The organism is Neorhizobium galegae, assembly GCF_017877135.1.
GTDB classification, from domain to species: Bacteria; Pseudomonadota; Alphaproteobacteria; order Rhizobiales; family Rhizobiaceae; genus Neorhizobium; species Neorhizobium galegae_A.
Genome location: NZ_JAGIPH010000002.1, coordinates 96,964 through 116,528 on the forward strand (window position 1 = coordinate 96,964; position 19,565 = coordinate 116,528).

Here is a 19,565-nt window from a genome sequence, read left to right on the forward strand (position 1 = left end):
CCGTAACCACGGCGCAAAAACTACAATTTCTTTCGCGAAAACGACTATGTCCTGTCGTCGGCAGTCACTAGGCTCCGATATCCTCGTTTAATCCAAGGGAGCCGCCATCCATGAAGAATCATGCCAGAGTCGTCGTCATCGGGGGTGGGGTCGTCGGGTGTTCGGTGCTGTATCACCTGACCAAGTTCGGCTGGACGGATGTGGTTCTGGTCGAGCGTGCCGAACTGACGGCCGGCTCCACCTGGCATGCGGCGGGCGGCATGCATACGATCAATGGCGATCCGAACGTTGCCAAGCTGCAGAAATACACAGTCGAGCTCTACAAGGAGATCGAAGAGTATTCCGGCCAGGATATCGGGCTGCACATGACCTCCGGCCTGATGCTGGCGGCAACGCCGGAGCGTTTCGACTGGATGAAATCGCTGCTGGCGAAGGGCAAATATGCCGGCGGCGAGGCGCGGCTGATTTCGGCCGAAGAAGCCTATGAGATGATGCCGCTGCTCGATCCCAAGCAGTTCGTCGGCGCCGTGTTTGATCCGCATGAGGGCCATCTCGACCCCTACGGCACCACCCATGCCTATGCGAAATCGGCCCGTAAGAACGGTGCCGAGATTTATCTCCACACCAAGGTCGAGAACCTCATTCCGCTGGAAGACGGCAGCTGGCGGGTGATCACCGACAAGGGCGATATCTATGCGGAGCATGTGGTGAACGCCGCCGGCCTCTGGGCGCGCGAGGTGGGGCGCATGGTGGGCGTGGAACTGCCGGTTCTGGCCATGGAGCACATGTATCTCATCACCGAAGACATGCCGGAAGTAATCGAGTTCAACCGGACGACCGGCCGCGAGCTGATGCACTGCGTCGATTTCGACGGCGAGATCTATATCCGCCAAGAGCGCAACGGCATGCTGATGGGCACCTATGAAAAGGATTGTCGCCCATGGTCGCCGCTGGAAACCCCGTGGGATTTCGGCCCGGAACTGTTGGCCGAAGATCTTGAGCGCATCAGCGGCGAGCTGGAAGTGGGCTTTCGCCATTTCCCCGCCTTCAACAATGCCGGCATCCGGAAGATCGTCAACGGCCCCTTCACCTTCTCGCCGGATGGCAATCCGCTGGTCGGGCCGGTGCGGGGATTGACCAATTACTGGTCGGCCTGCGCCGTCATGGCCGGCTTCAGCCAGGGGGGCGGCGTGGGGCTTGCGCTTGCCAACTGGATGATCGAGGGCGATCCGGGCTTTGACGTCTTTGCGATGGATGTCTGCCGCTTCGGCGACTATGCAACGCCCGCCTATACCAATGCGAAGGTGCGGGAAAACTATGCACGGCGCTTTTCCATCCGCTATCCCAACGAGGAACTAACGGCCGGCCGGCCGCTCCTGACGACACCGATCTATGACCGGCTGAAGGCGGAAGGGGCGGTGTTCGGCGCCTATGCCGGGCTCGAAACGCCGCTCTGGTTTGCACCGCAAGGCGTTGAAGATAAATTCTCCTGGCGCCGGTCGAGCGATTTCGACACGGTGGGCGAGGAAGCAAGAGCGGTGCGCCAAAGCGTCGGGCTCATGGAAACCTCGGGCTTTGCCAAATATTCGGTGAGCGGCGAGGGCGCCGCCGAATGGCTGGACGTCATGCTGGCCGGCCGGCTTCCCTCCATCGGCAGCATGGCGCTTGCCCCGATGCTGAACGAGGCCGGCAAGCTGATCGGCGATTTCACGGTCGCCAATATGGATGGCGACGAGTTTCTGCTGATCGGCTCCGGCATTGCCGAGGATTACCACATGCGCTGGTTCGAGGAGCATCTGCCGGATGACGGTTCGGTCGTGCTCGGCGCGCTGGGCCTTGGTCTGGTCGGCCTCTCGGTCGCCGGCCCGAAGGCGCGGGCGGTCATTCAGAAACTCACCCATCTCGATCTCTCCAACGAGGCCTTCCCCTTCATGTCGATCCGCGAAATGGAGCTGGGCATGGTGCCGGCCATCGTCGGGCGGGTGAGCTATACCGGCGATCTCGGCTACGAGATCTGGATGCGGCCGGAATACCAGCGCAGCCTGTTTCAGGCGCTGATGACGGCGGGTGAGGAATTCGGCATCCGGCTGTTTGGCCTCAGGGCGCTCAATGCGCTGAGGCTCGAAAAGGGTTTTGGCAGCTGGGCGCGCGAATATCGCCCCCTCTATGGCCCCATGGAGGCCGGGCTTTCCCGCTTCATCGCCTTGAAAAAGGAGGTGAATTTCATCGGCAAGATGGGCGCCATCGAAGAAAAGCTCGCCGGCGGCTCGCTGCGCCTGGTGACGGTTGCCGTGGAGGCGCGCGATGCCGATGTGCTGGGCGACGAGCCGATCTCGATGGATGGCTCGGTGGTCGGCTGGGTGACCTCCGGCGGTTTTGCCCACGCCTCCGGCGTATCCGTCGCCATGGGCTATGTGCCGAAGGAATTTGCCGCCACCACCGATGGGTGGGAGGTGGAGATTTTGGGCGAAATGCTGCCGGCACGCCTGATCGATGCGGCCCTGTTTGATCCGAAAGGCGAGCGCATGCGGGGGTGACGCCGCTGCCAAAATGATCAGCAGATGCCGCTTTTGTGGCACAGATGATTTTATTTGCGTCATATCCAGGGAAAGCTTGGGGAATCTCTCCCGGTCATGCCTTTTTGACTTCACATTTGAAGCGAAAGCGGTATCAATTCGACAAAACCAAAGAACCCGTAAGGGCCCACAGACAAGAGACACAATCGTTTCAGCGAATTGTGTCCGGGGGAAAAATATGGAGTATTTCATCCAGCAGCTCCTCAACGGGCTGACTCTTGGATCTATTTACGGCCTCGTGGCGATTGGCTACACGATGGTTTACGGCATCATCGGCATGATCAACTTTGCCCATGGTGACATCTTCATGCTTGGCGGGTTCGCCGCTCTCATCGTCTTTTTGATCCTCACCTCGTTCTTCGCCGGCATTCCCGTCGCGCTTGCGCTGCTGGTCATGCTGGTGGTCGCCATGCTGGTGACGAGCCTGTGGAACTGGACGATCGAGCGCGTCGCCTACCGGCCGCTGCGTGGCTCCTTCCGCCTTGCGCCGCTGATCACGGCCATCGGCATGTCGATCGTGCTGTCGAACTTTATCCAGGTCACGCAGGGCCCGCGCAACAAGCCGGTTCCGCCGCTGGTCAACGATGTCTTCCACTTCGGCTCGATCACCGTCTCGCTGAAGCAGATCCTGATCGTCATCGTCACCAGCGTGCTGCTTGCCGCCTTCTGGTACATCGTCAACAAGACGCCGCTGGGACGCGCGCAGCGCGCCACCGAACAGGATCGCAAGATGGCGGCCCTGCTTGGCGTCGATGTCGATCGCACCATCTCGATCACATTCGTCATGGGCGCAGCACTCGCTGCCGTCGCCGGCACCATGTACCTCATGTATTACGGTGTCGCCTCGTTCAACGATGGCTTCATCCCGGGCGTCAAGGCCTTCACCGCAGCCGTTCTCGGCGGCATCGGCTCGCTGCCGGGCGCCGTTCTCGGCGGCCTCCTGATCGGCCTTATCGAATCCCTGTGGTCGGCCTATTTCTCCATTGCCTACAAGGACGTAGCGACGTTTGCCATTCTCGCTTTCGTTCTGATCTTCAAGCCGACCGGCATTCTGGGCCGGCCTGAAGTGGAGAAGGTGTAACATCATGAGCAATGCAAATTCTCCGGCGACCGATGTGGCGCCGGGCCTGATGGCAAAGGCGCTCCGCGAGGGCCTCTTCGCCGGTGTGCTGGCGTTCGGCATGTTCCTTCTCTATGTCGGCGTCGAAACCTACCAGAACATCGACAATGCGCTGGTCTGGCGCATGCGCTGGGGGCTTCTGGCCGTCTTCGTGGCGATTGCCGCCGTGGGCCGCTTCCTCGTCGTCGCCTTCCTGCGGCCGAGCCTGGACCGACGCAAGCTGAACAAGGCCAAGGCCGGCCTGCTCGACGTGTCCGAGGACAAGGGCTTTTTCCACAAGCACTTCCTCAAGATCGCGATGATCGTGCTTGTGCTCTATCCGCCGGTCATCGTCAGCCTTTACGGCGTGCAGGGCTCGCTGAAATTCGTCGACAATTTCGGCATCCAGATCCTCATCTACGTGATGCTCGCCTGGGGTCTGAACGTCGTGGTTGGCCTCGCCGGCCTGCTCGATCTCGGCTACGTGGCCTTCTATGCGGTGGGTGCCTATTCCTACGCGCTGCTGTCGGATCATTTTGGCCTGTCCTTCTGGGTGCTCTTGCCGATGGCAGGCATTCTGGCTGCCTTCTGGGGGATCATCCTCGGCTTCCCGGTGCTTCGCCTGCGCGGCGATTATCTTGCCATCGTCACACTCGCCTTCGGGGAAATCATCCGCCTCGTGCTGATGAACTGGGCGGAAGTCACCGGTGGTACGGCGGGTATCTCCGGCGTTGCCAAGGCCTCCATCTTCGGCATCTGGTCTTTTGATGTCGGGGCGTCGAACAATTTTGCAAAAGCCTTCGCGCTGCCGATGTCCTCGGCCTACTACAAGATCTTCCTGTTCTACGTGATCCTGGCGCTCTGCCTCATCACCGCTTACGTGACGATCCGCCTGCGCCGCATGCCGATCGGCCGTGCCTGGGAAGCGCTGCGCGAGGATGAGATCGCCTGCCGCTCGCTCGGCATCAATACGGTCACGACAAAGCTCACCGCCTTTGCCATCGGCGCCATGTTCGGCGGCTTTGCGGGTTCGTTCTTTGCCGCCCGTCAGGGGTTCGTGTCGCCGGAAAGCTTTGTCTTCCTGGAATCTGCGGTCATTCTAGCCATCGTCGTTCTCGGCGGCATGGGCTCGCTCACCGGCATCGCGGTTGCGGCCGTGGTGATGATCGGCGGTACCGAACTGCTGCGCGAGATGGAATTCCTGAAACATGTCTTCGGCCCGGATTTCACGCCGGAACTCTACCGCATGCTGCTCTTCGGCCTAGCCATGGTTGTGGTCATGCTGTTCAAGCCGCGCGGTTTCGTCGGCTCGCGTGAACCCACGGCCTTCCTCAAGGAGCGCAAGTCCGTATCCGGCAGCTTCACCAAGGAAGGTCACGGCTGATGACGTCCGCGATTGAGACCATGACACCCGATACCATTCTCAAGGTAGAGCATCTGTCGATGCGCTTCGGCGGCCTGATGGCGATCAACGACCTCTCGCTGGAGGTCAGGCGCGGGGAAATCACCGCGCTGATCGGTCCGAACGGTGCCGGCAAGACGACCGTCTTCAACTGCATCACCGGCTTCTACAAGCCGACGATGGGCATGATCACCATGCGCCAGAAGGGCGGCAAGGAGTTCCTGCTGGAGCGGCTGAGCGACTTCGAAATCACCAAGCATGCGAAGGTCGCCCGCACCTTCCAGAACATCCGGCTGTTTTCGGGTCTCACCGTGCTGGAAAACCTGCTGGTCGCCCAGCACAACAAGCTGATGAAGGCGTCCGGCTATACGGTGATGGGCCTCATCGGCCTTGGTTCCTACAAGCGCGAGGCGGCAGCCGCAATTGAGCTTGCCCGCCACTGGCTTGAAAAGGCAGATCTGATCGACCGTGCCGATGATCCGGCCGGCGATCTTCCCTACGGCGCCCAGCGCCGTCTGGAAATTGCCCGCGCCATGTGCACGGGTCCGGAACTTCTGTGCCTCGACGAGCCGGCAGCGGGCCTCAACCCGCGCGAATCGCTGGCGCTCAACACGCTGCTCAACAGCATTCGCGACGAGACGGGCACCTCGATCCTGCTCATCGAACACGACATGTCGGTGGTGATGGAAATCTCCGATCATGTGGTGGTGCTGGAATACGGGCAGAAGATTTCCGATGGCACCCCGGACCATGTGAAGAACGATCCGAAGGTGATTGCCGCCTATCTCGGCGTCGAGGACGACGAGGTGGAAGAGGTGATTGCCGAAGAACTCGACGGGGGCACGCCGTGATGGCCGTCAACACGAACAAAGCCGAACCTCTGCTGAAGGTCAGCGGCGTCGAAACCTATTACGGCAATATCCGTGCGCTTGCCGGTGTCGATATCGAGGTGAACAAGGGCGAGATCGTCAGCCTGATCGGGGCCAACGGCGCCGGCAAGTCGACGCTGATGATGACGATCTGCGGCAGTCCGCAGGCGCGCACCGGCTCCGTCATCTTCGACGGAACCGACATTACCCGCACGCCGACGCATCTGATCGCCCGCCAGCGCATCGCCCAGTCGCCCGAAGGCCGGCGCATCTTTCCGCGCATGACGGTCTACGAGAACCTGCAGATGGGTGCTGGGCTCGACCAGCTGAAATATTTCAACGAGGACGTGGAAAAGATCTTTACGCTTTTTCCGCGCCTCAAGGAAAGACAGGCGCAGCGCGGCGGAACGCTGTCGGGCGGCGAGCAGCAGATGCTCTCCATCGGCCGTGCGCTGATGGCTCGCCCAAAGCTTCTCCTGCTCGACGAGCCCTCGCTCGGTCTGGCGCCTTTGATCGTCAAGCAGATCTTCGAGGCGATCAAGGTCTTGAACGAGAAGGAGGGGCTCACCGTCTTCCTCGTCGAACAGAACGCCTTTGCGGCGCTGAAGCTGTCGCACCGCGCCTATGTGATGGTGAACGGCAAGGTGACGATGAGCGGATCGGGCAAGGAACTGCTGGCCAATCCGGAAGTGCGGGCAGCCTATCTGGAAGGGGGACGGCATTGAACGCGCCATCTTCGTTCCGGATCGCGGTGCGTTTGTCAGACGCGCCGCTGCTTGGCCAATCGGCAGGGAGAGCTTGATATGCAGGGACTGTTTTTCGAGGATGATACCGGCGCCCGCTACATCCTGCGCTTCATCGTTCTGATGATCGGGCTGTGGACGGCCTGGCGCACCGGCAAGGCGGTGGCCGAAAGCTGGAAGGACTATCCGATGGTCATCGGCTACGTGCTTCTTCTCGGCGTGCTGCTTCGCTTCCTGCACTTTTCGCTCTTCCAGGGGCCGTTCCTCAGCCTCGGTTTCTACGCGCTCGATGTCGTGCTGCTGCTCATCGTCGCAACGGCTGGCTTTCGCCATCGCCGCACCCGCCAGATGGTGGAAAACTACTACTGGCTCTACGAAAAAAGCTCTGCTTTTTCGTGGCATAAGAAGAATTGACAGGCTGAGCCTTTCGGCTCCAGACTGCAATCAACAGGGAACACGTTTCCGGCGCGAGGGTGTGGTGGGTCTCGCGCAGGTTTTAATTCAAACCCGCTCAAAAAACTGGGAGTAACACAATGAAGAAGTCTCTTCTTTCGGCCGTGGCGCTGACAGCCGTGATGGCGTTCAGCGGTTCGGCCTGGGCCGATGTCCTCGTTGGCGTCGGCGGCCCGCTGACGGGTCCGAACGCAGCCTTCGGCGCACAGCTCCAGAAGGGTGCCGAACAGGCCGCAGCCGACATCAATGCTGCCGGCGGCATCAACGGCGAAAAGATCAAGCTTGTTCTCGGCGACGACGTGTCGGACCCGAAGCAGGGCGTTTCGGTTGCCAACAAGTTTGTGGCGGATGGCGTGAAGTTCGTCGTCGGTCACTTCAACTCGTCGGTTTCGATCCCGGCCTCTGAAGTCTATGCCGAAAACGGCATCGTCCAGATCACCCCGGCCTCCACCAACCCGAAGTTCACCGAGCGCGGCCTGTGGAACACGTTCCGCACCTGCGGTCGTGACGACCAGCAGGGCGCCGTTGCCGGCCAGTACATCGCTGAAAAGTTCAAGACCGCCAAGGTTGCCGTCGTGCATGACAAGACCACCTACGGTCAGGGTCTTGCTGACGAAACCAAGAAGGCCATGAACAAGCTTGGCATCAAGGAAGTCATCTACGAAGGCATCACTGTCGGCGACAAGGACTTCTCCGCCCTCGTGTCGAAGATGAAGGAAGCCGGCGTCGGCATCGTTTACTTCGGCGGCCTGCACACCGAAGCCGGCCTGCTGATGCGTCAGATGGCCGACCAGGGCCTCAAGGCTCCGCTGATGTCGGGTGACGGCATCACCTCCAACGAACTGGCTTCGATCGCCGGCGACGCCGTCAACGGCACGCTGATGACCTTCCCGCCGGATCCGCGCACGAACCCGAGCGCCAAGGACATCGTGGCAAAGTTCCGCGCTGCGAACTTCGAGCCGGAAGCCTACACGCTCTACTCCTACGCTGCCCTGCAGATCTTCGCTGCCGCCGCCAAGGCTGCCGGCAGCAATGATCCGACCAAGGTTGCCGAAGCGATGAAGGCCAAGGGTCCGTTCAAGACCGCAATCGGCGACATCGGCTTCGACGCCAAGGGCGACATCACCCGTCCTGACTATGTCATGTACGAGTGGAAGAAGGGCGCTGACGGCAAGTACAGCTACTTCCAGATGTAAGATTTTGGCAGGCGGGACACCGCTGCCAACCTTAACGGAAAGCCCGGTTCGCGCCGGGCTTTTTTCGTTGCGGCCGTTCCTGTCGATGCTGCGCCATATCAGGCGGAAAGACGGGTAAGCAGAAAATCAGCGCGCTTTGAAACCGAGGTTTTGGGGAGGATGACGGGCTCGTAGCCGAGTGCGGGATAGACGGCGCATAGCCGCTCGTATTCCGCCACCGCCTCTGCAAAGGCATGCTGGCGGGCGTCATCCTTCATGTAGATTTCGGGCCAGGGCGGCGTGAGAAACACCCGGTCGTGGTACCGATGCCGGCCGCAGAGATCGTGCATCATCCGCTCATCGCCGGTTGCGTGGGCAAGTGCTGCGGCCGCATCGATGAGGCAGCGGTCAAAGAAAATCCAGCCGGTCCTGTCGCCCATTGCCGCCCGATCGGCAATCGAGAGCGCAATGGCGCGCCGCGCAAACGCCGGAAGATCGTTCCACGGCAGCGCCGCGCCATCTCCGGCAAGCTCCTCTGCCACGATCCGGCGCCCCGGTTCGTCGACGACCGCATGGCCGCGCCGGCGCAATTCCTCAAGAAGGCTTGATTTCCCGCCGCCGGAACAGCCGGAGAGAATGACGAAACGGTTCATGCGCCGTCTCCTTTCACACGTTCTGCAGTTGCAGGAAAGCCGGATCGGGCAGATCCGCCCACGGGATAAGTGTGTTGACCGTTATGCTGTATAGCATTATTTTGACATCTGCCTGAATGAGAGCCGCCACGGATGTGCGGTGCTGAAGGCCACGCCTTGGAGGAGGTGTGCTGGAACGTCGATGTCGAACCGGACGAATGACGGGGCGACGACGGTGCTGGAGGTGGCGGCCGCTCCAAGCCTGCCATGAATGGGAGAAATTTTGCGATGACGAAGACTGTTGCGCTCCACGCGGGTGGAGGGCGAGCGCTGGCGCTTGCCTTTCTGGCGGCGGTGATTGAAGGATTTGATCTGCAGGCGGCAGGTGTCGCTGTGCCGAAACTTGTACCGGCCTTCGGGCTGACGCCGCCGCAGATCGGGCTTTTCCTGTCGGCGGCAACCTTCGGGTTGATTTTCGGCGCGCTTTCCGGCGGCTGGATCGCCGACCGATGGGGCCGCCGGGCAGGGCTTTTTCTTTCCCTTCTGGTTTTCGGCATCTTTTCGGTCGCAACCATCTTTGCCACGAGCTTCGAGCAACTTCTGGTGCTGCGCATCCTGACCGGCGTCGGGCTCGGCGGCGCCTTTCCGAACCTCATCAACATTGCCGCCGAATCGGTGGAGCCCGGTCGTCGCGGTTGGGCCGTTTCCGTCATGTATGCCGGCGTGCCGCTTGGTGGCGCCATTGCCAGCGGAATTGCTGCTCTCGGTCTGCATGGCGGTGACTGGCACATGATCTTCCTCGTCGGTGGGCTGATGCCGCTCATTCTTGCGCCCTTCGTCCAGCTTCTGCTGCCGCCGCTTGCCGTCGTGCGCCAGAAGGCGGCTGTCGCAACGGGGCGGCTTGCGAAACTGTTTGCGCCGGAAACGCTCGTCGCAACGCTTTTGCTCTGGCTTGCCTTCTTCCTCGGCCTGATGGTCGTCTACGTTCTCCTCAACTGGATGCCGCAGCTGCTGGTGGCGCGTGGTCTGGAAAAGAGCGAGGCGTCTCTGGTGCAGCTGCTGTTCAATGTCGGCGGCGTTTTCGGCAGCCTCATCGGCGGGCGCATCTTCGACAGCCCGCGGCCGGCAGTCCCTGTGCTGCTTGCCTTTGCGGCCTCTGCGGCAGCGCTCGTCATGCTCGGCGTTCTGCCGGCGGAGCTCGCTTTGATGCTGGTGGGGGGCGCGCTTGTCGGAGCCGCGATCCTGTGCATGCAGGCTATTCTCTATGCCACGGCACCGCAATGCTATCCCTTCGAAATCCGGGGAACCGGCGTCGGTCTGGCGGTTGCCGTGGGGCGCCTCGGCTCGATTGCGGGCCCGCTGTTTACCGGCTGGCTGGTGGCGGCCGGTGCAACGCCGTCCGGTGTCATGTTCGCGCTAGTGCCGCTCACCGTTCTCACGGGCGTCTTTACCGTCGGCCTCCTGTTCCGCCGCACGCGCCGCGAGGTCCCGGCCTGAGCGTTCGTCCGGCGGCAGCCGCAGCCGCTCGTCCTTCCGATCAGGCCCGCCAAGGATGTCGCGGGCCTGATCGCACATAAGCGCGAGGCGTCAACCCTCGTGCAGCACATGGGCGGCCTTCACGGCGGCCGATGCGCGGTTTTCAACGCCGAGTTTGACGTAGATCTGCTCCAGGTGCTTGTTCACCGTGCGGGCCGAAAGCCCCAGGATATCGCCGATATCCTTGTTGGACTTGCCCTTGGCAATCCACAGCAGCACTTCGGATTCGCGGATCGTCAGGGGAAAATGTTCGCGAAGCGCTGCATCGCCCGCCCGATTGTTCTGGCCGGTCACGCGAAACAGGTATTCGTCGGCCCCGATGGCGCCAAGAAAGGCAAATTGGAGGCTTGCCTCGCCGGCCTGCGCAAAGGCAAACGAGGCGTCGCGGGAAAAGCCGGGCTTGTCGCGCCCGGCCATCCAGGCGGCGATCTGGGCAACAACCAGATCGAGCCCGTCATCGCTGCCGGTTGCCGCATTGATGAGCCGCGTCGCCTGCGGGGTGGACCAGTGCAACTGACCATTGCCTTTCACCGCCAGCAGATGGCGGCCGGCGGCATCGAGCGCCACGCGCGCGCTCTGGGCCGAGCGTGCATTGGAGAGATGCACCCTTATGCGCGCGCGCAGCTCATCGATATTGATCGGTTTGGTCAGGTAATCGACGCCGCCCGAATCGAGCGCATGCACCACATGTTCGGTCTCGGTCAGCCCCGTCATGAAGATGACCGGCACCTGCGAGACGGCGGGATTGGCCTTCAGGCGCCGGCATGTGGCAAAGCCATCCATTGCGGGCATCACCGCATCCAGCAGGATGAGGTCGGGCGTGATGCGCTCCACGATGTTGAGCGCCGACTGGCCGGACGTCGCAATCAGCACGGAAAAGCCGGATTGTTCGAGCGCTTCGGTCAGAAATCCCAGCGCTTCCGGGCTGTCGTCCACCAGAAGCACGATGTCGCGGGGCATCTGGTCGCGGGCTATGTCAGGCATCGTCGGCGACCCTTTCCTCGCGGAACCGATTGAGGAAGGCAAGATACCCAGCCAGATCGAAGGCCTGGATATAGGCCCCGGCGGCGGTGGTAAAGGGGGCGTTTTCCGCCAGCCGGTCGAGTTCGGTCAGTTTCGCCTCGATACCGCGGATATAGCCGATTTCGCCGAGCTGGATCAGGTCCTGCAGATGGGCAGGGCCGGGGCTTTTCAGAACCGGCGCCACCGGCACAGGCTCCGGCGGCCGGTCACCCTCGTAGATCCAGGTGAGGCCCAGATGCAGGGCGAGCTTGTCGGAGAGCTGGCGGATATCGACGGGCTTCGCGATCATGTCGCTGTGGCCGTCGCCGTCGCGCAGCGTGCTCGCACCATCGCCGATATTGGCCGACAGCATCAGGATCGGCGCCGTCTGGCCGCTTTCGCGCAAGCGCTCCACCAGCTGCCAGCCGTTCATGCCCGGCATCAGGATATCGACAAGGAAAAGATCCGGCTTCACGCCTTCGATCAGTGTCAGGCATTCGGTGGCGCCATTGGCCGTCAGCACGACGAAATCCAGCGGGGAGAGCACTTCGCGCATCAGGTCGCGGTGGTCCTCATTGTCGTCCACCACCACCAGCGTGCGGCGCGGGCCGCTATAGGAGACGATCTTCTTTTCCGGCGCCGGCATGGTGCTCGGCCTGTCGATGGCCGACAGCATCAGGCGCACGCGGAATGTCGATCCCTTGCCTTTCTCGCTTTTCACCGAAATCTCGCCGCCGAGCGTATTGGTCAGCAATTGCGTGATGGTGAGCCCAAGCCCAAGTCCCGGCATGGGGCGAATATTATCCGCTTCTCCGCGCTGAAACGGCTCGTAGATGCGCGGCAGGTCCTTTTCCGCGATGCCGCGGCCGGTATCGCTGACGGTGAAGGTGGCGACCTGGCTGCGATAGGCGACGTCGAAGGTGACGGTGCCCTGGTCGGTAAACTTGATGGCGTTGGAGAGGAGATTGACGAGGATCTGGCGCAGGCGCTTTTCGTCGCTTCGCACGTAATGGGGCAGGCCGCGGGCCCGCTCGTGCAGGAATGTCAGGCCCTTGGCCTGCGCCTGCGGGCGAAACATTTCCACGATCTGGTCCAGAAAATCCTGGATGTTGATCTCGTTCGAATAGACCTGCAACCGGCCGGCCTCGATCTTGGAAATATCCAGCAGCCCGTCGATGAGGCCGGAGAGGTGATCGGCCGAGCGTTTGATCACCTTGATGGCGGATTGGCGCGGGGCAGGGATGCTCTCGTCGCGCTCGAGGATCTGCGCATAACCCATGACGGCGTTGAGCGGCGTGCGCAGCTCGTGGCTGAGGCCGACGACATAGCGGCTTTTGGCGCGGTTGGCGGCTTCTGCCGTTTCCTTCGCCTTCTGCAGGGCGGCATCGGTTTTCTTGTGGGCGGCGATTTCCTTCAACAGTAGCGTGTTCTGGCGCGAGGATTCTTCTTCCGCCACCACCCGGCTGTCATGGGCCAGCACATAAAACCACGAGACGATGCCGGCGATGATGGCAAAAACGAAAAAGACGATGAGGATGGTGCCATAGACCACCTCGGCATTGGCCGGCGTCGCCTCGCTCACCTGATAGGAGATCATCGCCATGATGGCGCCGATCAGCGAAATCGAGAGGATGGCGGTCATGGCGTAGCGGCCAAGCCGCGTCATCAGCCTCTCGACGATCTGGTCGGAGAGGAAGGAGCGCGCGACGCTGCCGATCTGCGCCTTCATCTGGGCTTTCGGCTTGCACATATCGTGGCAGCGGCTGTCGAGCGAACAGCAGAGCGAACAGATCGGCGCCGCATAGGCGGGACACCAGGCCATGTCCTCCGGCTCGAACGGATGTTCGCAGATCGAGCAGGTGATGGCGGTGAGGTTCTTCCAGGCATGGCGGGGCTTGCGGGCGAGATAGAAACGTCCGCGCGTGCCCCAGGCAATCAGTGGCGAAAGCAGGAAGGCGGACAAGGTGAGGAAGGTGGACAGCGAGGCGGCGAGCGGCCCGAAGGCGCCGAAATGCGCCGAAAGGGCAATCGCGGTTGAGCCCAGCATGGCGCCGAGCCCGACCGGATTCAGGTCATAGAGATGCGCCCGCTTGAATTCGATGCCGGGGGGCGACAGGCCGAGCGGCTTGTTGACGAAGAGATCGGCGGAAATCGTGCAGAGCCAGGCCATGGCGATGATCGAGAAAATCCCGAGCGTCGCCTCCAGAAGCCGGTAGATGCCAAGCTCCATCAGCAGGAGCGCGATCGCCACGTTGAAGATCAGCCAGACGACACGGCCGGGATGGCTGTGGGTGAGGCGGGAAAAGAAGTTCGACCAGGCAAGCGAGCCCGCATAGGCGTTCATCACGTTTATCTTCAGCTGCGACACCACCACGAAGGCGGCCATCAGGAGAAGGGCGGCCGTCTCGTTGGGGATCATGTAACCGAAGGCGGTCAGATACATGTGGGCTGGATCGCCGGATTCGCGCACGGGCACGCCGGTGGAAAGGGTGAGGACCGCCAGAAACGAGCCGGCCAGAAGCTTTGGCACGCCCACCACCACCCAGCCGGGGCCGGCCAGAAAGATCGCCAGCCGGTGGCGCCATTTCTGCTGGCCCTCCGCCGGCAGGAAGCGCAGGAAATCCACCTGCTCGCCGATCTGCGGCATCAGCGCCAGGATCACGGCGGAGGCGGCGCCAAATTCCAAGAGGTTGAACGGGGCGGTCCCCCCCACCTGCGCATTCGAATGATTGATGCCGGCAAAGGCGCGCCACAGATCGAACTTCTGCCAATCCATGAACGCGATGAAGATGAAGGGCAGGATGTTGAGCACGATCCAGAACGGCTGGGTGATCAGCTGGAAGCGCGAGATCAGCTGCACGCCGTAGATGACGAGCGGGATCACCACGGCCGCGCTGATGATATAGCCGATGGCCGGCGGTATGCCGAGGGCGAGCTCAAGCGCCCCTGTCATGATCGAGGCCTCGATGGCAAACAGCATGAAGGTAAAGCTCGCATAGATCAGCGAGGTGATGGTGGAGCCGATATAGCCAAAGCTTGCGCCGCGCGTCAGAAGATCGATATCGACGCCGTGGCGGATGGCATAGCGGCTGATCGGCAGGCCGACCACCAGCATGACGACGGCGGCCACCAGAATGGCGAAGAAGGCATTGGTCGTGCCGTAGGAAAGCGTGATCGCGCCGCCGATCGCCTCCAGCGCCAGGAAGGAAATCGCGCCGATCGCGGTCTGGGCAATGCGGGTGGAGGAGAAGCGCCGTGCGCCCTTGGCGGTGAAGCGAAGCGCATAATCTTCCAGCGTCTGGTCGGCGACCCAGCGGTTATAATCGCGCCGGACGGGGATGATGCGTTGCCGCGCTGTCATGCGTGTTCTGGCGTCCTTTTGGGCATGATGAGGGTTTAGGCACTGTCACGGGTTCGCAGGCCTTTTGCAAGCCCGTTTCAACTGCCACAAGTCCGCCACAGTCCTTGTCACGGATGGTTTGCGCACCAAATGCACGTGCGTTCCCGATGCCCTGCAGGGTGAGGTCCTCAAACACCCGGCAGGTCCCGCAACCTTGTTCGAAGACGGTCATCCCTCATGACAGTTCTGCCCAATTCCGCCGCCCCGCATGCCCAGCAGAGTTTTGGAACCAAGGGCCTCCAGCCGATGGATCGCCCCAGCCGCATCACGCGCTTCTTCATGGGCATCGTCGCCTTTGCCGAGCGGCTGAACCTGAAATATGCAAAGCTCGGCAATCCGCCGGTCTACGACACCGCGACCTTTCCCTGGGCGCTGGAGATCGAGAAGGCGGCACCGGCCATCCGCGCCGAGCTGGACCGGATCCTGACGCGGCAGGATGAGCTTCCGTCTTTCCAGGATATTTCCGCCGACGTGAAGACGATTTCCACCGACAACCGCTGGAAGACGTTTTTCCTGCTGGGCTTTGGCGTGCGCTCCGACCAGAACATCGCTGCTTGCCCGAACACCTGGGCGGCCATGCAAAAAATCCCCGGCCTCACCACGGTGATGTTCTCGATCTTCGAGCCGGGAAAACACCTACCGGCCCATCGCGGCCCTTATAACGGCGTGCTGCGCCTGCATCTCGGCCTCATCGTGCCCGAACCGCGCGATAAGCTTGCAATCCGCGTCGCAGACCAGATCTGCCACTGGCAGGAGGGCAAGGTGCTGATTTTCGACGATGCCTATGAACACGAGGCCTGGAACCACACGGATCAGACCCGCGTGGTTCTCTTCGTGGACTTTGTCAAACCGCTGAAATTCCCCGCCCGCCTCGTCAACTGGCTGCTGATGAATCTCGCCGTCTTCACCCCGTTCATCCGGGAGGGGCTGGATAACCACAAGGAGTGGGAGCGCAAGTTTTACGCCGAGGCGGAGAAGCTGAGAAACCGGCCGACCTGAGGACCGAGCAACGGCGGCATGACCAGCGCTGTCCCTGATCGCAGGTCTGGCGCATCTTATTCCGGGCACCGGTTAGGAACCATCGGTTCCGGCCGCTATTGGAGAAGCGGCCAGAGGGTCGCAACGAGCAGCACACCCATGGCAATGTTGAACCATTTAACTCGTGACGGTTGCGTGAGGAACTGGCGCAGCACCACCCCGAAGCCTGCCCAGACCGCGACGCTCGGCAGGTTCACAATGGAGATCACCACCGTGATCAGCAAGATCGATGCAAATGGATTGTCCGCCCTGGAATAAGCCGCCATGGCGGTCATCGCCGCAATCCAGGCCTTCGGGTTAACCCATTGGAACGCAGCGGATTCCAGCAAGGTTAGCGGTCGCGCAGCATCTGTCTGGCCGTCCGGGACCGCGCGGGACGTGCCGATCCGCCAGGCAAGATAGAGGAGATAGCCGCCGCCAGCGATCTTCAGCGCCAGGCCAATCGGCGGCCAGGCGGTGATCAGGGCGCCGAGCCCGAAACCCACGGCCAGAAGCACGGTGGAGAAGCCGGCGGTGATACCGAGGATCTGCGGCACCGTGCGCCAGAAGCCGAAATTGGTGCCCGAGGCTAGCAGCATGAAATTGCTGGGCCCGGGCGACACCGAGCCGACGAAGGCAAAAAGAGCGACCGCAAATACAGTTTCGTATGGCATGAGTTGGCACTCCCTGCGGGGATGCGCTCTCCCGGCGGCGTTCAAGATTGGGGTTCTACAGGAATCAAAACAGCGAGCAGCACCACGCGGCCTTCAGAGATCGCGCCTGGGGTCAGACGAGCGGCCTGGGCAGGCGACGCATCGTGATGTCTCGATGGCTGCTGGTCTGGCAAAGCCCGCGGCCTTCGTCATGGCTGTTCGCCGATCGTCGTGACCTCATGGCCATGCGCATTCCTGTTGTCATGCGGCCCATGATGGTGGAGGTTGTTGGGGTCTGCTATTGTCAATATTGACAGTCTCGATAGGAATATTGCCATGAAAGTGCAGGTGCTGGCCCTTGATGGCGTCTTCGACACCGGTCTCTCGTCCATCCTCGATGTCCTCACCACCGCCAATGAACTTGCCATGATGCTCGCGCTCGACGTGCCGCCTTTCGAGGTCTCGGTCGTCGGTATGCGACGCGAGGTAAAAACGGCGCAAGGGTTTGGCGTTCCGGTCTCGGCCATGCCGGCTCCGGCGGGAGGCGACTGGCTTGTGGTTCCGGCGATTGGCTACAAGATGCCGGACCTGCTTGTGCCGGCGCTGGCCCGGCCGGATGTCCAGGATGCCGCAGCCGCGTTGCGGGAGGCGAGGGCCGGCGGCATTCATCTTGCCGCCGCCTGTATCGGAACCTTCGTGCTTGCTGAAACCGGTCTCCTCGACGGGGAAAGGGCAACGACCACGTGGTGGCTTGCGCCGCTCTTTCGCCAGCGTTATCCGACGGTTCGGCTGGAAGATGGGCGTATGGTGGTGAAGTCTGGTGCGCTGGTCACGGCCGGCGCGGCCCTTGGCCATGTGGACATGGCACTCTGGCTGGTGCGCCGGGCAAGCCCGGAACTGGCAAACCTCGTGGCACGCTATCTCATCGTCGATAGCCGACCGGCGCAATCCGCTTATGTCATAATGGATCATCTGGCCCATGCCGATCCTGTGGTCGAGAAGTTCGAGCGCTGGGCGCGGGCACGGTTGTCCGAAGGCTTTTCGCTCGACGATGCGGCCGATGCCGTGGGCGCCAGCAAACGCACACTGGCACGCCGCCTGCAGCAGGTGCTTGGCAAGACGCCGCTGTCCTACTTTCAGGATCTGCGCGTCGAGCGTGCCGTGCATCTGCTGAAGACCAGCGACAAAAGCCCGGATGAGATCGCCGGCATGGTGGGCTATGCCGATGGCGTGACATTGCGGACCCTGCTGCGCCGCAGGCTCGGCCGCGGCGTGCGGGAGGTGCGGGCGCTCGGCTGACCTGAGCCCTGAACCTAGATCTCCGTGCGGCGCAGGATATAATCCAGCCCGCCGACGCGGTACCAGCGATAGCCGTAAGGGTCGAGCAGGATGACGTGCTTGCCTGTTTCGTCGGCCTTACTGCTTGCGCCATCGGCGATGTCGATGAGGGTGAGCCCCTGTTCGCCGACGCCGGGGTCGAGTTCGATTTTCTGTGGGTGGTCACACAGATTGTGGATGACGAGGACCGAGTTGTTGCGCCAGTCGTAGCGCATGGCCAGTACGCCCTTCTGTCCCGTTTCCAGAACAGTGTAATCGCCCCAGCCGATTTCCGGCGTCTCGTGGCGCATGCGGATCATGCGTTCCGTCCAATTGAGGAGCGAGGTCGGATCACGGCGCTGGTTTGCCACGTTGATATGCTCGAAGCCGTAAGGTCCCTCCGAAATCACCGGCAGCACGGTCTCGTCGGCCAGGCTGAACCCGCCCTGCGGCTCGTCGGACCATTGCATGGGCGTGCGCGCACAGTTGCGCTCGGGAAGCGACAGGTCATCGCCCATGCCGATTTCGTCGCCGTAGCGCAGAACCGGCGTTCCCGGCATCGACAACATGAAGCTGTAGGCCAGTTCCAGGCGCCGCTGGTCGCCGCCAAGCATCGGCGCCAGCCGCCGGCGGATGCCGCGATTGTAAAGCTGCATGGTCTTGTCGGGGCCGAACTTCTCGAACACCAACTCGCGCTGCTTGTCCGTCAGCCGGCCGAGGTCGAGTTCGTCGTGATTGCGCAGGAACGTGCCCCACTGCGCGGTCTCCGGCCGTGCCCGCGTCTCATTGAGCGCCTTGGCGAGCGGACGGGTATCGGCGCTGGCAAGCGCGTAGAACATCGACTGGTTGACCTGGAAATTGAACATCATGTGCATGCGGTCGCCATCCTCGCCGAAATATTCGAGGTTCTGCTTCGGCGGCACATTGGCTTCGGCCAGAATGATGGCATCGCCCTTGCGCCACTGCAGGAAGGCCCGGAACCAGCGCAGGAGGTCGTATTGTTGCTGCGGTCTCTGTGTGTCCGCTCCCTTGTCGGCAATCACGAAGGGCACCGCATCCATGCGAAAGCCGCTGACGCCAAGCTGGATCCAGAAACCCATGATCTTCAGGATTTCGGCGCGCACATGCGGGTTGGCCGTGTTGAGGTCGGGCTGGAACTTGTAGAAGCGGTGAAAATAGTATTCGCCGGCCTTTTCGTCATAGGTCCAGGTGCTTTCCTGCACGCCTGGAAAGACCAGTCCCTCATCGGCATTTGCGGGTTTCTTCTTCGACCAGACATACCAGTCGCGGTAGGGTGAGGCCGGATCGCTGCGAGCGCTCTGGAACCAGGGATGCTGGTCGGATGTGTGATTGACGACGATATCGATCAGCACGCGGATGCCGCGCTGTTTTGCGGCATGGGTGAATTCAACGAAATCGCCAAGCGTGCCGAAACGCGGATCGATGTCATAGTAGTTGGAGACATCATAGCCATCGTCCTTGCCGGGCGAGGCCTGGAAGGGCATGAGCCAGATCGCGTCGATCCCCATGCCGGACAGATAATCGAGCCTTCGCATCAAGCCCGGAAAATCGCCGACGCCATCGCCGTTGGAATCCATGAAGGTCTCCACCGACAGGCAGTAGATGACGGCGTTCTTGTACCAGAGATCGTTGATCATGACGGGCTCCCTTCTTGCCTGCGAGGCAACTGC

Annotated in this window: 15 protein-coding genes; 10 read left to right on the forward strand and 5 right to left on the reverse strand. The window is 61.9% G+C overall.

The annotated features are described in order from the left end of the window. Positions 1-110 precede the first annotated feature (110 nt). The 7 genes from J2858_RS07980 (at position 111) to J2858_RS08010 (ending at position 8,338) form a co-directional block, all read left to right on the forward strand. On the forward strand, positions 111-2,537 hold the full coding sequence (locus J2858_RS07980) for a GcvT family protein (RefSeq protein WP_210104275.1): 2,427 nt from the start codon (positions 111-113) through the stop codon (positions 2,535-2,537). Between the two features lie 217 nt (positions 2,538-2,754). Continuing rightward, the gene (locus tag J2858_RS07985; RefSeq protein ID WP_210104276.1) at positions 2,755-3,657 is read left to right on the forward strand and encodes a branched-chain amino acid ABC transporter permease; all 903 of its coding nucleotides are present in this window, start codon (positions 2,755-2,757) and stop codon (positions 3,655-3,657) included. Between the two features lie 4 nt (positions 3,658-3,661). Beyond that, entirely contained in the window at positions 3,662-5,059 is a 1,398-nt protein-coding gene (gene livM, locus J2858_RS07990) for a high-affinity branched-chain amino acid ABC transporter permease LivM (protein WP_210104277.1), read from the forward strand. Continuing rightward, positions 5,059-5,928: an ABC transporter ATP-binding protein gene (locus J2858_RS07995; RefSeq protein WP_245365674.1), complete on the forward strand. Its 870-nt coding sequence runs from the start codon at positions 5,059-5,061 to the stop codon at positions 5,926-5,928. The genes livM and J2858_RS07995 overlap by 1 nt, the downstream gene beginning before the upstream one ends. After that, a complete protein-coding gene (locus J2858_RS08000; RefSeq protein ID WP_210104278.1) occupies positions 5,928-6,671 on the forward strand; it encodes an ABC transporter ATP-binding protein in 744 nt (247 codons plus the stop codon). The genes J2858_RS07995 and J2858_RS08000 overlap by 1 nt, the downstream gene beginning before the upstream one ends. 78 nt (positions 6,672-6,749) lie before the next feature. After that, on the forward strand, positions 6,750-7,103 hold the full coding sequence (locus tag J2858_RS08005; protein ID WP_210104279.1) for a DUF6867 family protein: 354 nt from the start codon (positions 6,750-6,752) through the stop codon (positions 7,101-7,103). A 119-nt stretch (positions 7,104-7,222) separates the two neighbouring features. Further along, positions 7,223-8,338 carry a branched-chain amino acid ABC transporter substrate-binding protein gene (locus J2858_RS08010; RefSeq protein WP_210104280.1) on the forward strand — a complete coding sequence of 372 codons (1,116 nt, stop codon included), beginning with the start codon at positions 7,223-7,225 and terminating at the stop codon, positions 8,336-8,338. Positions 8,339-8,436: 98 nt separating this feature from the next. Here J2858_RS08010 and J2858_RS08015 read toward each other — a convergent pair whose 3' ends face one another. Next, positions 8,437-8,970 carry an AAA family ATPase gene (locus tag J2858_RS08015; protein ID WP_210104281.1) on the reverse strand — a complete coding sequence of 178 codons (534 nt, stop codon included), beginning with the start codon at positions 8,968-8,970 and terminating at the stop codon, positions 8,437-8,439. A gap of 267 nt (positions 8,971-9,237) precedes the next feature. Here J2858_RS08015 and mhpT point away from each other — a divergent pair, with 267 nt between their 5' ends. After that, on the forward strand, positions 9,238-10,446 hold the full coding sequence (mhpT, locus tag J2858_RS08020; RefSeq protein ID WP_210104282.1) for a 3-(3-hydroxy-phenyl)propionate transporter MhpT: 1,209 nt from the start codon (positions 9,238-9,240) through the stop codon (positions 10,444-10,446). Between the two features lie 90 nt (positions 10,447-10,536). On the opposite strand, the gene J2858_RS08025 is transcribed toward mhpT, so the two are convergent. Together J2858_RS08025 and J2858_RS08030 are read right to left on the reverse strand one after the other, a co-directional pair. Further along, the gene (locus J2858_RS08025) at positions 10,537-11,469 is read right to left on the reverse strand and encodes a response regulator transcription factor (RefSeq protein ID WP_245365675.1); all 933 of its coding nucleotides are present in this window, start codon (positions 11,467-11,469) and stop codon (positions 10,537-10,539) included. Further along, on the reverse strand, positions 11,462-14,848 hold the full coding sequence (locus J2858_RS08030) for a hybrid sensor histidine kinase/response regulator (RefSeq protein ID WP_210104283.1): 3,387 nt from the start codon (positions 14,846-14,848) through the stop codon (positions 11,462-11,464). Before J2858_RS08030 ends, J2858_RS08025 begins: the two co-directional genes overlap by 8 nt. Positions 14,849-15,064: 216 nt before the next feature. Between J2858_RS08030 and J2858_RS08035 the strand changes: the two genes are divergently transcribed. Continuing rightward, positions 15,065-15,886 (forward strand): aspartyl/asparaginyl beta-hydroxylase domain-containing protein, encoded by an 822-nt coding sequence (locus tag J2858_RS08035; RefSeq protein ID WP_210104284.1) that lies wholly within the window; start codon positions 15,065-15,067, stop codon positions 15,884-15,886. A 95-nt stretch (positions 15,887-15,981) separates the two neighbouring features. Here the strand turns inward: J2858_RS08035 and J2858_RS08040 are convergent, their stop codons facing one another. Further along, on the reverse strand, positions 15,982-16,578 hold the full coding sequence (locus J2858_RS08040; RefSeq protein ID WP_210104285.1) for a LysE family translocator: 597 nt from the start codon (positions 16,576-16,578) through the stop codon (positions 15,982-15,984). 315 nt (positions 16,579-16,893) lie between these two features. Here J2858_RS08040 and J2858_RS08045 point away from each other — a divergent pair, with 315 nt between their 5' ends. Beyond that, positions 16,894-17,856, forward strand: a complete 963-nt coding sequence (locus J2858_RS08045) for a GlxA family transcriptional regulator (RefSeq protein WP_210104286.1) — start codon at positions 16,894-16,896, stop codon at positions 17,854-17,856. Positions 17,857-17,870: 14 nt separating this feature from the next. On the opposite strand, the gene J2858_RS08050 is transcribed toward J2858_RS08045, so the two are convergent. Then, positions 17,871-19,532: an alpha-amylase family protein gene (locus tag J2858_RS08050; protein ID WP_210104287.1), complete on the reverse strand. Its 1,662-nt coding sequence runs from the start codon at positions 19,530-19,532 to the stop codon at positions 17,871-17,873. Positions 19,533-19,565 lie beyond the last annotated feature (33 nt).

Excerpts from the sequence above, each read along its gene's own strand:
- J2858_RS08000 (WP_210104278.1), top strand. The coding sequence starts at position 5,928 with ATGGCCGTCAACACGAACAAAGCCGAACCTCTGCTGAAGGTCAGCGGC.
- J2858_RS07980 (WP_210104275.1), top strand. The coding sequence starts at position 111 with ATGAAGAATCATGCCAGAGTCGTCGTCATCGGGGGTGGGGTCGTCGGG.
- J2858_RS08030 (WP_210104283.1), bottom strand. The coding sequence starts at position 14,848 with ATGACAGCGCGGCAACGCATCATCCCCGTCCGGCGCGATTATAACCGC.
- J2858_RS08010 (WP_210104280.1), top strand. The coding sequence starts at position 7,223 with ATGAAGAAGTCTCTTCTTTCGGCCGTGGCGCTGACAGCCGTGATGGCG.
- livM (WP_210104277.1), top strand. The coding sequence starts at position 3,662 with ATGAGCAATGCAAATTCTCCGGCGACCGATGTGGCGCCGGGCCTGATG.
- J2858_RS08050 (WP_210104287.1), bottom strand. The coding sequence starts at position 19,532 with ATGATCAACGATCTCTGGTACAAGAACGCCGTCATCTACTGCCTGTCG.
- J2858_RS08040 (WP_210104285.1), bottom strand. The coding sequence starts at position 16,578 with ATGCCATACGAAACTGTATTTGCGGTCGCTCTTTTTGCCTTCGTCGGC.
- J2858_RS08005 (WP_210104279.1), top strand. The coding sequence starts at position 6,750 with ATGCAGGGACTGTTTTTCGAGGATGATACCGGCGCCCGCTACATCCTG.
- mhpT (WP_210104282.1), top strand. The coding sequence starts at position 9,238 with ATGACGAAGACTGTTGCGCTCCACGCGGGTGGAGGGCGAGCGCTGGCG.
- J2858_RS07995 (WP_245365674.1), top strand. The coding sequence starts at position 5,059 with ATGACGTCCGCGATTGAGACCATGACACCCGATACCATTCTCAAGGTA.
- J2858_RS08025 (WP_245365675.1), bottom strand. The coding sequence starts at position 11,469 with ATGCCTGACATAGCCCGCGACCAGATGCCCCGCGACATCGTGCTTCTG.
- J2858_RS08015 (WP_210104281.1), bottom strand. The coding sequence starts at position 8,970 with ATGAACCGTTTCGTCATTCTCTCCGGCTGTTCCGGCGGCGGGAAATCA.
- J2858_RS08045 (WP_210104286.1), top strand. The coding sequence starts at position 16,894 with ATGAAAGTGCAGGTGCTGGCCCTTGATGGCGTCTTCGACACCGGTCTC.
- J2858_RS08035 (WP_210104284.1), top strand. The coding sequence starts at position 15,065 with ATGACAGTTCTGCCCAATTCCGCCGCCCCGCATGCCCAGCAGAGTTTT.
- J2858_RS07985 (WP_210104276.1), top strand. The coding sequence starts at position 2,755 with ATGGAGTATTTCATCCAGCAGCTCCTCAACGGGCTGACTCTTGGATCT.